This is a genomic window from Microbacterium sp. CFSPD4_SD4 (assembly GCF_057364585.1).
In genome coordinates this window covers 679,013-691,657 of sequence record NZ_JBNFOC010000001.1, presented here as the reverse complement: position 1 = coordinate 691,657, position 12,645 = coordinate 679,013, and the positions used below count along the sequence as shown (strand labels likewise).

At 67.8% G+C, this 12,645-nt stretch carries 12 protein-coding genes and 1 pseudogene; 4 read left to right on the top strand and 9 right to left on the bottom strand.

Going from position 1 to position 12,645, the window contains the following annotated elements; translation table 11 throughout:
* Positions 1–435, top strand: a complete 435-nt coding sequence (locus tag AC2W7E_RS03485; RefSeq protein ID WP_126892922.1) for a cytochrome c oxidase subunit 4 — start codon at positions 1–3, stop codon at positions 433–435.
* 63 nt (positions 436–498) lie between these two features.
* Here the strand turns inward: AC2W7E_RS03485 and AC2W7E_RS03480 are convergent, their stop codons facing one another.
* The 7 genes from AC2W7E_RS03480 to ctaE form a co-directional block, all read right to left on the bottom strand.
* The gene (locus AC2W7E_RS03480) at positions 499–918 is read right to left on the bottom strand and encodes a rhodanese-like domain-containing protein (RefSeq protein ID WP_485988533.1); all 420 of its coding nucleotides are present in this window, start codon (positions 916–918) and stop codon (positions 499–501) included.
* A gap of 80 nt (positions 919–998) precedes the next feature.
* On the bottom strand, positions 999–1,523 hold the full coding sequence (locus AC2W7E_RS03475; RefSeq protein WP_485988532.1) for a GNAT family N-acetyltransferase: 525 nt from the start codon (positions 1,521–1,523) through the stop codon (positions 999–1,001).
* The gene (locus tag AC2W7E_RS03470) at positions 1,520–1,933 is read right to left on the bottom strand and encodes a RidA family protein (RefSeq protein WP_366215486.1); all 414 of its coding nucleotides are present in this window, start codon (positions 1,931–1,933) and stop codon (positions 1,520–1,522) included. The genes AC2W7E_RS03475 and AC2W7E_RS03470 overlap by 4 nt, the downstream gene beginning before the upstream one ends.
* Before the next feature lie 78 nt (positions 1,934–2,011).
* Entirely contained in the window at positions 2,012–3,826 is a 1,815-nt protein-coding gene (gene qcrB / locus AC2W7E_RS03465; RefSeq protein WP_485988531.1) for a cytochrome bc1 complex cytochrome b subunit, read from the bottom strand.
* Positions 3,823–4,899, bottom strand: coding sequence for a cytochrome bc1 complex Rieske iron-sulfur subunit (gene qcrA / locus AC2W7E_RS03460; RefSeq protein ID WP_025105059.1), 1,077 nt, complete (start codon positions 4,897–4,899; stop codon positions 3,823–3,825). Before qcrA ends, qcrB begins: the two co-directional genes overlap by 4 nt.
* A 36-nt stretch (positions 4,900–4,935) precedes the next feature.
* Positions 4,936–5,736, bottom strand: coding sequence for a cytochrome bc1 complex diheme cytochrome c subunit (gene qcrC / locus AC2W7E_RS03455; RefSeq protein WP_025105058.1), 801 nt, complete (start codon positions 5,734–5,736; stop codon positions 4,936–4,938).
* Between the two features lie 20 nt (positions 5,737–5,756).
* Complete coding sequence (gene ctaE / locus AC2W7E_RS03450; RefSeq protein ID WP_025105057.1) at positions 5,757–6,410, bottom strand: aa3-type cytochrome oxidase subunit III; 654 nt, start codon at positions 6,408–6,410, stop codon at positions 5,757–5,759.
* A gap of 192 nt (positions 6,411–6,602) precedes the next feature.
* On the opposite strand from ctaE, the pseudogene trpD reads away from it, so the two are divergent.
* Positions 6,603–7,672, top strand: a pseudogene (gene trpD, locus AC2W7E_RS03445) (anthranilate phosphoribosyltransferase).
* Positions 7,673–7,674: 2 nt separating this feature from the next.
* Positions 7,675–8,661 carry a PHP domain-containing protein gene (locus AC2W7E_RS03440; protein WP_485988530.1) on the top strand — a complete coding sequence of 329 codons (987 nt, stop codon included), beginning with the start codon at positions 7,675–7,677 and terminating at the stop codon, positions 8,659–8,661.
* A 12-nt stretch (positions 8,662–8,673) separates the two neighbouring features.
* On the opposite strand, the gene AC2W7E_RS03435 is transcribed toward AC2W7E_RS03440, so the two are convergent.
* On the bottom strand, positions 8,674–9,624 hold the full coding sequence (locus AC2W7E_RS03435) for a 5'-3' exonuclease (protein WP_062766845.1): 951 nt from the start codon (positions 9,622–9,624) through the stop codon (positions 8,674–8,676).
* 794 nt (positions 9,625–10,418) lie between these two features.
* Positions 10,419–10,943 carry a hypothetical protein gene (locus tag AC2W7E_RS03430; RefSeq protein ID WP_485988586.1) on the bottom strand — a complete coding sequence of 175 codons (525 nt, stop codon included), beginning with the start codon at positions 10,941–10,943 and terminating at the stop codon, positions 10,419–10,421.
* 237 nt (positions 10,944–11,180) lie between these two features.
* On the opposite strand from AC2W7E_RS03430, the gene rpsA reads away from it, so the two are divergent.
* On the top strand, positions 11,181–12,635 hold the full coding sequence (gene rpsA, locus AC2W7E_RS03425; protein ID WP_025105051.1) for a 30S ribosomal protein S1: 1,455 nt from the start codon (positions 11,181–11,183) through the stop codon (positions 12,633–12,635).
* Positions 12,636–12,645 lie beyond the last annotated feature (10 nt).

Sequence of the window (12,645 nt, the reverse complement as noted above, 5' to 3'; positions counted from 1 at the left end):
ATGCGCGACAACGTCATCATCTGGTGGGTCCTGACCGCGTTCTTCGCCCTCGTCGGCGTCGTCTACACGGGCTGGAACATCCTGGCTCACCCCGGGCTTCCGCTGGTGAACCAGGTCGAGTGGGTCGGTACCGTCGCCCTGTTCTTCTCGGCCTTCATGGGCGCGATGGTCGCCTTCTACCTCGACCGGACGCACAAGGCGCAGAACGGTGAGCTGCCCGAGGACATCCTCACGTCGGACATCGACGACGGTGACCCCGAGCTCGGCGAGTTCAGCCCGTGGTCCTGGTGGCCGCTGGTGCTCGCGGCTTCGGCGGGAGTGTTCGTCGTCGGCCTGGCGGTCGGTCACTTCCTGCTCCCGATCGGTCTCGCGATCTTCGTGGTCGCGATCGTCGGCTGGGTCTACGAGTACTACCGCGGCAACTTCGCCCGCTGAGTCTCCTCACACCACGAAGGCCCCCGGATCACTCCGGGGGCCTTCGTCGTTCCTGCGATCCGCTCACACGCGGGTGCGGATGCGGGGGATTCCGGTCAGCGGGTCGACGGGACGGTGGTGCACACCCTCGGCGTCTTCGACGGGATATCCCTCGCGGGCCCAGTACTCGAAACCGCCGATCATCTCGCGCACGCGATAGCCGAGACGAGCGAACTCGAGCGCCCCGCGGACACCGCCGTTGCATCCGGGACTCCAGCAGTAGACGACGACCTCGGCATCCGCCGGGATCTCCTCCGGGGCACGGTGCGCGATCTCGCTGTGAGGCATGTGGAGCGCGCCGGACACGCGGCCTTGGGCGAATGCCTCGCTCGAGCGGACGTCGACGACGACCAGTGCGTGGCCGGCGGCACGGTCGGCGTGCACGTCGCTGGGGTCGGTCTCGAAGGCGAGTCGGGCGGCGAAGTAGTCGAGGCGATCGATCATGAGCCCAGACTAGGGATGCGCGGGCGCCGACGACCGAGGGATACCGTCGTGCGTCGCGCGAATCCTGCCGTCGTAGCCGGTCAGAGCGCCGCGGTCATCTGGATCCGCCGTCCGTACCGGGTCACGCCCAGACGCTCTTCGACGGCGACGAGCTCACGGAGGAAGTCGGTGTCCGGCGTGGACTCCGTGAAGCCGCAGCGGGAGTAGAAAGGGGCGTTCCAGGGGACGTCCGCGTAGGTGCGCAGCGTGAGCTGCGATCGGCCCCGACGGCGGGACTCCTCCTGGGCCGCCATGACGAGCGCGCGACCGATACCGCGGCGAGCGGAGGCGGGGTGGACGGACAGCTGCTCCAGATGGGCGTACCCGGGCCCCTCCAGCACCTGCACGAACCCGACCGGCACCTCGAGTCCGCGGGCAGCCTCCGCCGTAGGGGAGTAGGTGGCCACCAGGACGAATCCCTCGGCGCGCCGCCGGTCGTCGGCTGTCGACGGCGGGGGCCAGTCCTCGGCACCGAAGCGATCGGTCAGAAGGCTGTCAGCGGCGCGCTCGATCTCCTCCAGGACGGCATGGTCCTGATCCGTCGCGTGTCGGATGAGGGTGGTCATGCACGGTCCGCGGGCAGAGCGGCGACCGCCTCGATCTCGACGAGCTGGTCGTCGTAGCCGAGGACAGTCACGCCGAGGAGGGTGCTGGGGACGTCGTGAGGCCCGAACGCGGCGTGGATGACGTCCCAGGCCGTGATGAGGTCCCGCTGCGCGGAGGAGGCCACCAGGACCCGCGTGCTGATGACATCCGTCAGAGTGGCGCCGGCAGCCGTGAGCGCGCCCTGCAGCGTCTCGACACACCGAGCCGCCTGAGCGGCGTAGTCTCCGGGGGCGGTGGTCGTCCCATCGTCCTCCAACGGGCAGGCTCCGGCCAGGAAGACCAGACGCGCGTCAGCGGGGGCGGTGGCGGCGTACGCGTAGGGGGCGTCGGCGAGGAGGGGAGCACGGAGCAGGCGGACGACCGAAGACATGAGACGATCCTCTCATCAGGGGAGAACGATGAAGGCCCCGTCCGAACGGACGGGGCCTTCATCGAAGGGGAGTGACGACTACTCGTCGTCCTCCGACTTCTTCTTCCGAGGCTTTTTGACGGGCTCGGTCGAGATCACCGTGCTGGGCGTGTTCGGCGTTTCGTCGACGTGCGTCTCGTCGACCGTGAGCGGCGCGTCCGGGAACCCGGCACGCTCGTGAGCGCCCTGGATCTCGGCGGCCTCCGCCTCCTCGTTCCCCGTAGTGACGTGATGCTGGTGCGCATCCGCGGCGTCGATCTCGGCCTGCGTGAGCGGGGCGAGACGGTCCTCGAAGAACCAGCGGGACATCGCAGAACGGAGGTTCTCCGTCCACGGGATGCGGCCCTTGGCGTTCGGGCGGACGACCAGCGGCTCGTAGCCGTCGACGTCGATGAGCTTCCAGCGGTCGTAGACGTCGACCGGCTGGTGCACCTCGATGAACTCGCCGCCGGGGAGGCGGACGATGCGTCCGGACTCGAAGCCGTGCAGGACGATCTCACGGTCCTTCTTCTGGAGCGCGATGCAGATGCGCTTCGTGACGAAGTAGCCGATGATCGGGCCCAGGAACAGCAGCGCCTGCAGCGTGTGGATGACGCCTTCCATGGTGAGCATGAAGTGCGTGGCGATGAGGTCGGACGAGGCCGCCGCCCACAGGACTGCGTAGAAGATGACGCCGGCGACGCCGATCGCGGTGCGGGTGGCCGCGTTGCGCGGACGCTGGGCGATGTGGTGCTCGCGCTTGTCGCCCGTGACCCACGCCTCGATGAACGGGTAGATCGCGACGATGACGATGAACAGACCGAGCACGGCGACCGGGGCCAGGATTCCGAACGACCAGGTGTGGTCGAGGAACACGATGTCCCAGTTCGACGGGGCCAGACGCAGCGCGCCGTCCGCGAACCCGATGTACCAGTCCGGCTGCGTACCGGCCGAGACGGGGGAGGGGTCGTAGGGGCCGTAGTTCCAGATCGGGTTGATCTGGAAGAACGTCGCGATCAGCACGATGGTGCCGAAGACGATGAACAGGTAGCCGCCCATCTTGGACATGTAGACCGGCATCATCGGGTAGCCCACGACGTTGTCGTTCGTGCGGCCGGGGCCGGCGAACTGCGTGTGCTTGTTGATGATCATGAGCATCAGGTGCACCGCGATGAAGGCGATCACCAGCATCGGGAGCAGCAGGATGTGCAGGGTGTAGAGGCGTCCCACGATGTCGGTGCCCGGGAACTCGCCGCCGAAGAGGAGGAAGGAGGTCCAGGTGCCGATCAGGGGGAGACCCTTGATCATGCCGTCGATGATGCGCAGACCGTTGCCCGAGAGCAGGTCGTCGGGGAGCGAGTAGCCGGTGAAGCCCTCGGCCATCGCGAGGATGAACAGCACGAAGCCGATCACCCAGTTCAGCTCGCGCGGCTTGCGGAACGCGCCCGTGAAGAACACGCGCAGCATGTGCACGCCGATGCCGGCGATGAAGACGAGCGCGGCCCAGTGGTGGATCTGGCGGACCAGGAGGCCACCGCGGAGGTCGAACGAGATGTGCAGCGTCGACTCGAGAGCCGAGGACATCGCGATACCGCGCATGGGGGCGTAGGCGCCGGTGTAGTGGGTCTCCACCATCGACGCCTGGAAGAAGAACGTCAGGAAGGTTCCGGAGAGGAACACGACGACGAAGCTCCAGAGCGCGATCTCACCGAGCATGAACGACCAGTGGTCGGGGAAGATCTTGCGACCGAGCTCCTTGACGAAGCCGGAGAGGCTCGTGCGCTCATCGATGTAGTTCGACGCGGCACCGACGAAGCGGCCGCCGAGAGGCGCCTTGGTGTCCTTCTCGTCCTTGGACAGCGTTGCGGTGCTCAATGGCGCTCCCAGAAGCTCGGGCCGACGGGTTCGGTGAAGTCGCTGCGTGCGATGAGGTAGCCCTCGTCGTCCACGGTGATGGGCAGCTGAGGCAGCGGCCGAGCGGCCGGGCCGAAGATGACCTTCGCGTGGTCCGTGACGTCGAACTGCGACTGGTGGCACGGGCACAGCAGGTGGTGGGTCTGCTGCTCGTACAGCGCGACGGGGCAGCCGACGTGCGTGCAGACCTTGGAGTAGGCGACGATGCCGTCGTAGGACCAGTCCTTGCGGTCCTCGGCCTCGATGAGCTGCTCCGGGCGGAGGCGCATCATCAGCACGATGGCCTTGGCCTTCTCCTCGAGGTAGCCCTCATCGTGACCGAGCTCCGCGAGGTCCTCCGGGATCACGTGGAAAGCGGAGCCGAGCGTGACGTCGGCGGCACGGATGGGGGTGCCGTCGGGGTCGCGGACGAGGCGCATGCCCTCATCCCACATCGTGTGCTTCAGCAGCGCGACCGGGTCGCCCGCGGTGGGGTCGTCCGGCGTGGAGTGCGGGGCGAGGCCACGGAACAGCGTCACACCGGGGATGATCGACGCGACGATCGCCGCGAACAGCGAGTTGCGGATCATCGTGCGGCGACCGAAGCCGGACTCCTCGTTGGCGTCGGCGAAGGCCTTGATGGCCGCCTCACGCGTCGAGTCCTTGCCCCGGGTGGGGTGGCGGAGCTCGACGTGCTCCTTGTCGGACATGAGGGCCTTCGACCAGTGGATCGCGCCGATGCCCAAGGCCAGCAGCGCGAGCGCGATGCCGAGACCGATGAAGAGGTTGTTCTGACGGATGTCGATGAGAGCGCCGCTCTCGATCGGGAACAGCATGTAGGCGGCGACCGCCCAGATGCTGCCGGCGAGCGACAGGTAGAACAGCGTGTAGACGGTGCGGACGGCGGCCTTCTCGGCGCGCGGGTCCTTGTCGGTCATCCGCTCGCGGTGCGGCGGAAGCCCGGGGTTCTGCACGGGATCGCTGACTGCGACACCCAGCCCCGGAGAGGGCTGGTAGGCCCTGTCAAGAGCCTGCGAGTCGTCGTCGTGTGCCATGGTGCTCCTCGTACGTTCCTCTTCGATGAATAAGCGTCAGTTGGACTTCGCCGTGATCCACACGGTGATGGCGACCAGAGCGCCGATACCGAAGATCCACACGAACAGGCCTTCGGAGACCGGTCCGAGCGAGCCGAGGGAGAAGCCGCCGATCTGGACGGACTGCTGCTGGAAGAGCAGAGCCGAGATGATGTCGCGCTTGTCCTCGTCGGACAGGTTCATGTCGCCGAAGACCGGCATGTTCTGCGGGCCGGTGACCATGGCCGCGTAGATGTGCAGTGCGCTGGTCTCCGTGATGGCCGGAGCGTACTTGCCCTCGGTGAGAGCGCCACCGGCGGCGGCCACGTTGTGGCACATCGCGCAGTTGACGCGGAAGAGCTCGGCGCCGTGCGCCACGTCGCCCTCGCCGTCGATGATCTCGTCAGCGGGGTACGTCGGGCCGGGGGCCTCGGACTGCACGTAGGCCGCCATCGCGAGGATCTGCTCCTCGGTGAACTGCGGCTCCTTCTGCGGAGCCTGCGGTCCCTGCATCTGCAGCGGCATGCGGCCGGTCGACACCTGGAACTCCACCGCCAGCTCGCCGACGCCGTAGAGGCTCGGGCCGTTGGGGGTGCCCTCCAGGTCGAGGCCGTGGCAGGTGGCGCAGTTCGCCGTGAACAGCTTCTCGCCGTCCTCGACCGTCAGCTGCGTCGATGCCGTGGGGGCGTCGTTGGCGGCGAATGCCGCGGTCGCACCCGCGTACACCGCGCCGGTGATCATGAGGCCTGCTCCGATGAGCGCGGCCGCCGCCAGTGGGCTGCGACGACCGCTCGAACGGCGCTTCTTCTCTCGTGCCATCTCGGGGATCAGCTCCGCTCTTATTTCAGGAAGTAGATAACGAAGAACAGCACGATCCAGACGACGTCGACGAAGTGCCAGTAGTAGGACACCACGATCGAGGAGGTCGCCTCCTTGTGCCGGAAGTTCTTGACGGCGTACGCGCGGCCGATCACCAGGAGGAACGCGACGAGTCCGCCGGTGACGTGGAGGGCGTGGAAGCCGGTGGTGAGGTAGAACGCCGAGGCGTACGAGTCCGCCTGGATGGGCATGCCCTCTGCGACGAGCTGGGCGTACTCCCACACCTGGCCGGACACGAAGATCGCGCCGAGGGCGAAGGTGAGGAAGAACCACTCGACCATGCCCCAGCCGAACAGGCGACGGCGGCCGGCGCCGTTCTTCTGGCCCTTGCCGATCTTGTACGGCTGCAGGTCTTCGGCCGCGAACACGCCCATCTGGCAGGTGAACGAGGAGAGCACGAGGATCGCCGTGTTCACTGCCGCGAACGGCACGTTCAGGAGCTCGGTACGGTCGGCCCACAGCTCGGGGGAAGTGCTGCGGAGGGTGAAGTAGATCGCGAAGAGTCCCGCGAAGAACATCACCTCGCTGCCGAGCCACACAATGGTGCCGACAGCTACCGGGTTGGGCCGCTTGATGGTTCTCGCCGCCGGGGCATACGTCGCTGAGGTCGTCACCCCTCCATTATGGCCGATCCGCGGGCGTGATTCTTGCACCCGCGCCCCTCGATTCGCCCGTCGAGGACTTAGGGGACCCTAAGAAAACACTGCGAATACCCGGTGAATACGCGGGAAACGTCGCTCTTCCGCGGGCTGCGCGCTCGCCCGGATCGATCTGCACGTTTTCTCCGCGCCGATAGGATCGCACACATGGCTGATTCCCTGACCTGGTCCGATGTGCTCACCTCTCTCCTGGAGCGTCGCGACCTCAGCGTGTGGGAGTCGACGTGGGCCATGCGCCAGATCATGAAGGGCGACGTCTCCGAGGCGCAGCTCGCCGGATTCCTCGTCGCTCTGCGGGCGAAGGGGGAGACGATCGATGAGATCGTCGGCTTCCGCGACGCGATTCTCGAGGCGGCCGTGCCTCTGCCGGTCTCGCCGAACGTGCTGGACATCGTGGGCACGGGCGCGACCGCGTCGGGACGGTGAACGTGTCGACGACGGCCGCCGTCATCATCGGTGCCACAGGCATCCCCGTTGTCAAGCACGGCAATCGCGCCGCGAGCTCGGCCTCGGGCTCCTCCGACGTCCTCGGTGCACTCGGCCTCGAGCTCTCCCTCGACCCCGCGGCGGTCGCCTCGATCCTCGACCGGACGGGCATCACCTTCGCCTGGGCGGGGGCGTTCCACCCCGGGTTCATGCACGCCGGTGCCGTGCGGTCGCAGCTCGGCGTTCCTACGGTGTTCAACATGCTCGGCCCGCTCTGCAACCCCGCGCGTGCCGAGGCGAACGCGGTCGGTGTCGCCCAGATGGAGCGCGTCCCGCTGATCACCGGCGTCTTCCGCACCCGGGGAGCGACGGCGCTGGTCTTCCGCGGCGACGACGGCCTCGACGAGCTCACGACCACCGGGCACAGCCGCATCTGGGAGGTCACCCGTGGAGACATCCACGAGCACGACCTCGATCCCCGTGACCTCGGCATCCCGCTCGCCGACCTCTCCGACCTCATCGGCGGCTCTCCCGCCCACAACGCCGAGATCCTCCGCCGGACGCTCGCGGGGGAGCAGGGGCCGGTACGGGACATCGTGCTCCTCAACGCCGCTGCCGGCATCGTCGCCTTCGAGCTGTCGCAGGACGCGACCCAGGTGCAGCGGCCGATCCTCGAGCGGCTCCGCGATGCGCTCGCCCGTGCGTCCGCCGCAGTGGACGACGGGCGCGCGCTGGCCAAGCTGGATCAGTGGATCGGCGTCAGTCGCGAGCTGGCCGCGCCGAAGGAGTGAGCATGGACCCGGTCGACGCGCTGCTCGAGATCGCTTCGCTGCTGGAGCGCGAGCGGGCGTCGCGCTACCGGGCCAAGGCGTTCCGCCAGGCGGCTGCCACGTTCCAGGATCTTCCGTCCGACGTGCAGGGCGACCCGACGCGTCTCCGCGCAGCCAAGGGCATCGGGGAGTCGACCTTCGCCGTCATCCGCCAGGCGCAGGCCGGTGAGGTGCCGGAGTACCTCGTGGAGCTCCGCGGCGACGTCGAACCGGAGAAGGTGTCGGTGCTCCGCGGGAAGCTGCGCGGAGACCTGCACGCCCACACCGAGTGGTCGGACGGGACGACGTCCATCCAGGTGATGGCCGCTGCCGCCCGCGCGCAGGGCCACGAGTACCAGGCCATCACCGACCACTCTCCACGCCTCCGTGTGGCGCGAGGGCTGTCGGCGGAGCGGCTCCGCGAGCAGATCCCGCAGGTGCGGGCGCAGTCGGGGGACGGCTTCACACTGCTCGCCGGCATCGAGGTGGACATCCTGGAAGACGGAGCGCTCGATCAGGAGGACGCCCTCCTCGCGGACCTGGACATCGTCGTCGCCTCGGTGCATTCCAAGCTCCGCATGGACGGACGGGCGATGACCGCGCGGATGATCGCGGCCGTCTCGCATCCTCGGGTGAACGTCCTCGGACACTGCACCGGCCGGCTCGTCCAGGGCGACCGGGGCACGCGCCCGCCCTCGGCCTTCGATGCCGCCGCGGTGTTCGCGGCGTGCGCGGAGAACGGGGTGGCGGTCGAGATCAACTCGCGCCCCGAGCGTCAGGACCCGCCGGACGAGCTCATCGCGATCGCGCTCGAGGCCGGATGCCTCTTCTCGATCGACTCCGACGCGCACGCTCCCGGACAGCTCTCCCTGCTGGACCACGGCGCCGAACGTGCGGAGCGCGCCGGGGTGCCGGCGTCGCGCATCGTCACGACGTGGGGTCTGTCGCGCCTCCTCGCCTGGGCGGAGTGACGTCCGGCCGCGTCAGCCCTCGGTGATCTGGCTCGCGGCCGCGGTGACCGCGGTGACGGCCCGTGTCATCGAGCTTCCGAGGTTCCAGCGCTCGGCGAGGGCCGTGGCTTCCGCCGCTTCGTCCGGCGTGAGGGCTCGCAGCGCGACATCGGGAGCGGTGATCGGGAGCTCCGTGGCGACGGCGACGACCGTGGGGGCGACATCGAGATACGCCTGCGCGTCGAGGATCTTCGCGCGGATGCCGGCGCTCATGCCCTCGCCCGCTTCCGCGGCTTCCCGGATGCCGACGAGGTCGCCGTGCTTCTGCAGCAGGGTGGCGGCGGTCTTCTCGCCGATCCCGGCGACGCCCGGGAGTCCGTCCGACGCATCGCCGCGCATCGTCGCGAAGTCCGCGTACTGCGAGGGGAGCACCCCGTACTTGGTGACCACAGTGGCGTCCGTCACGACCTCGAGGTTGCTCATGCCGCGCGCCGTGTAGATCACACGCACGTCGCGCTCGTCGTCGACGAGCTGGAACAGGTCGCGGTCGCCGGTGACGATGTCGACGGGCATCGTCGCGTGCGTCGCGAGGGTGCCGATGACGTCATCCGCCTCATGCTCGGCGACGCCGACGATCGGGATGCCGAGGACCGCGAGCGTCTCGCGGATCAGCGGGATCTGCGCCTCCAGCGGGTCGGGCACTTCCTCGACGTCGGGCGCACCCGCCACGACCTCCACCACGCGGTGCGTCTTGTAGCTGGGGATGAGGTCCACTCGCCACTGCGGGCGCCAGTCGTCGTCCCAGCACGCCACGACGTGGGTCGGCTGATAGGTGGTCACGAGCTTCGCGATCATGTCCAGCAGGCCGCGCGCCGCATTGATGGGGGAGCCGTCGGGGGCTGTCACCTTGTCGGGAACGCCGTAGAACGCGCGGAAGTAGAGGCTGGCGGTGTCGAGCAGCATGAGGCGTTCGGCGCGGGTCATGGATTCAGGGTAGAGCGTGCCCCGCGGGTGCTCAGCAGCCCGCAGCCGCGGGTCGTTCTTCACACGTCCGTGCCACGAGCGCGGTGGTCGCCTCGTAGATGCGGATCTGCCTGGATGCGCCATCGACCGAAAGCTCGCCGGACACCGGGAACCAGCCCCCGCCGACGTCGACCTCCGCCGTATAGGCGACCGTCGTCCTCGTCGTGTAGGTGCCGCGTCGGGTGTAGACGTGGCTCGTGGGGGTCGCGGTGAAGGGCGCTTGGTCGAGCGTCGCCCACGTGCGGCCGCCGTCCGGCGCGGTGGCCGTCGTCCCGTCGCCGTGGTCGAAGACGACCGCGCGGGTGTGAAGCGCACCGTCACCGGCCGGTCGAGGAGTGTGCCGCTCACCGTGTGCGCCGCGACGGTCGCCACGAAGTTCGTCGCCATCCCCACGACGCCGGCGTTCCCGGGCTCCGCTGTCGTCGTCACGGGGTCGGGCGCGAACTGTGCGAGGTCCTCGATCGTGAGCGGGTGCTCGGACTCCTCCGTCACCCGCACTCCGTACATGCCGCACGACCGGCTCAGCGCCGTGTCCGTCTTGCACGGTTCGCGTTTTGGTTCTGGGGCGGAGTGAAGGGGCACGGGAGAGTTGGTGCCATCAAAAGCCGACCGTTCAGAATCGCTGACGCGAACCACGAGCGAATCCCCTGTGTTGGAGGCCCAAACGTCTTCCACTCCGGCCTGCGATCCACTTGGGTCGCTCTCAGAGGTCGCGAGGACAAACACCAGCGCGGCAACCGACAGCGAACGGATGACTAGCACGAGAGTTCCTCAGTCGCAGCAGTCGAGGAGATTGCCAGTCCTGTGCTTGTCGTCGGCGCCGTGATAAGCAGAACCTCGACAGCCTGGCGGCCAGGCCGGTCAGAACTGACCTCGTTTCCCGATCCGTCCCAGAGCCTCACCGCTGACGCGTCGACGCAAAGGCGCGCCGTAACTGATTCGTCGCCGAAGGAGACAGGAATGAATTGATCGAACGTCGTGTCGCCCGAGCGTTTCCAACCTTCTGCGTGAAAGCGGGAGAAGTTGGTCTTTGCGGAAGCCAGTGCCTCATCGCGTAGCCAAGAAAAAACGCCCTCGAAAGAAGCCGGATCGCTGAGGTCGGTATCGTTTGACGCCTCAACATACGCCCGGTACGTAGCCTCGGCGGCGGCGAAGGCCTCTTCCTCGGAGGCGAAGGCGGGGGAGGGGGTCGGCGTGGGCTCCGGAGCGGGGGCGCAGGCGGACAGGGCCGAGACGCCGAGGGCCAGCACGGCGAGCATGCGGAGAGCGGTGGGCGACATCACCGGGCCACCGTACGCGGAATGGACGGAGCGGCGCCGACGTTATCCACAGAGAAGCTCGCACGAATCCGCTCTTTCGCGGACGGCAACTTCTGATAGCCTGAACTGTCACTCGTGGCGTGTACACGCATGCCCAGGTGACGAACACACCACAATCCACCTGCTGCGAAGCACATCCCGGCCGTGCGCGGCCATGCTCCGCAGCCCGAGTATCCATTCACAAGGACAACCCACTACATGACTACCGCAACGACCGCCCCGGCCACCAAGCAGGTCGCCATCAACGACATCGGATCTGCTGAGGACTTCCTGGCCGCGGTCGAGAAGACCCTGAAGTTCTTCAACGACGGCGACATCATCGAGGGCACGATCGTCAAGATCGACCGCGATGAGGTCCTGCTCGATGTCGGCTACAAGACCGAGGGTGTCATCCCCTCGCGCGAGCTCTCGATCAAGCACGACGTCGACCCCAACGAGGTCGTCAAGGTCGGCGACGAGGTCGAGGCCCTCGTTCTCCAGAAGGAGGACAAGGAAGGCCGCCTGATCCTCTCCAAGAAGCGTGCACAGTACGAGCGCGCCTGGGGAGACGTCGAGAAGATCAAGGAGAACGACGGCGTCGTCACCGGTACGGTCATCGAGGTCGTCAAGGGTGGACTCATCGTCGACATCGGCCTCCGTGGCTTCCTCCCGGCCTCGCTCATCGAGCTCCGTCGCGTCCGCGACCTCACGCCGTACCTCGGCCAGGAGATCGAGGCGAAGATCCTCGAGCTCGACAAGAACCGCAACAACGTCGTCCTGAGCCGCCGCGCGCTGCTCGAGCAGACGCAGTCGGAGTCGCGCACCACGTTCCTGAACAACCTGCACAAGGGTCAGGTCCGCAAGGGTGTCGTCTCCTCGATCGTCAACTTCGGTGCGTTCGTGGACCTGGGTGGCGTGGACGGCCTCGTGCACGTCTCCGAGCTGTCCTGGAAGCACATCGAGCACGCCTCCGAGGTCGTCGAGGTGGGCCAGGAGGTCACCGTCGAGATCCTCGAGGTCGACCTCGACCGCGAGCGCGTCTCCCTGTCGCTGAAGGCGACGCAGGAGGACCCGTGGCAGGTCTTCGCCCGCACCCACGCGATCGGTCAGGTCACGCCGGGTAAGGTCACCAAGCTCGTTCCGTTCGGTGCGTTCGTCCGCGTCGCCGACGGCATCGAGGGCCTCGTCCACATCTCCGAGCTCTCCAGCAAGCACGTCGAGCTGGCCGAGCAGGTCGTGTCGGTGGGCGAAGAGGTCTTCGTCAAGGTCATCGACATCGACCTCGAGCGTCGTCGCATCTCGCTGTCGCTGAAGCAGGCCAACGAGTCGGTCGACCCCAACGGCACCGAGTTCGACCCGGCCCTGTACGGCATGCTCGCCGAGTACGACGAGAACGGCGAGTACAAGTACCCGGAGGGCTTCGACGCCGAGACCGGTCAGTGGAAGGAAGGCTTCGACGCCCAGCGCGAGGCATGGGAGCAGGAGTACGCTGCGGCCCAGGCTCGCTGGGAGGCGCACAAGGCTCAGGTCGCGAAGGCGGCCGAGGCCGAGGCTGCGGCCGGCGACGACTTCGGCGGCCAGTCCTTCTCGAGCGAGTCGGCCGGCGCCGGCACGCTCGCCGATGACGAGGCTCTCGCGGCTCTGCGCGAGAAGCTCTCGGGCGGCAACTCCTAAGCACCACTCC

What these genes read in the sequence shown, in the direction of transcription:
- AC2W7E_RS03485 (WP_126892922.1), top strand. Translation starts at nt 1, where the DNA reads ATGCGCGACAACGTCATCATCTGGTGGGTCCTGACCGCGTTCTTCGCC.
- AC2W7E_RS03480 (WP_485988533.1), bottom strand. Translation starts at nt 918, where the DNA reads ATGATCGATCGCCTCGACTACTTCGCCGCCCGACTCGCCTTCGAGACC.
- AC2W7E_RS03475 (WP_485988532.1), bottom strand. Translation starts at nt 1,523, where the DNA reads ATGACCACCCTCATCCGACACGCGACGGATCAGGACCATGCCGTCCTG.
- AC2W7E_RS03470 (WP_366215486.1), bottom strand. Translation starts at nt 1,933, where the DNA reads ATGTCTTCGGTCGTCCGCCTGCTCCGTGCTCCCCTCCTCGCCGACGCC.
- qcrA (WP_025105059.1), bottom strand. Translation starts at nt 4,899, where the DNA reads ATGGCACACGACGACGACTCGCAGGCTCTTGACAGGGCCTACCAGCCC.
- qcrC (WP_025105058.1), bottom strand. Translation starts at nt 5,736, where the DNA reads ATGGCACGAGAGAAGAAGCGCCGTTCGAGCGGTCGTCGCAGCCCACTG.
- AC2W7E_RS03440 (WP_485988530.1), top strand. Translation starts at nt 7,675, where the DNA reads ATGGACCCGGTCGACGCGCTGCTCGAGATCGCTTCGCTGCTGGAGCGC.
- AC2W7E_RS03435 (WP_062766845.1), bottom strand. Translation starts at nt 9,624, where the DNA reads ATGACCCGCGCCGAACGCCTCATGCTGCTCGACACCGCCAGCCTCTAC.
- AC2W7E_RS03430 (WP_485988586.1), bottom strand. Translation starts at nt 10,943, where the DNA reads ATGTCGCCCACCGCTCTCCGCATGCTCGCCGTGCTGGCCCTCGGCGTC.
- rpsA (WP_025105051.1), top strand. Translation starts at nt 11,181, where the DNA reads ATGACTACCGCAACGACCGCCCCGGCCACCAAGCAGGTCGCCATCAAC.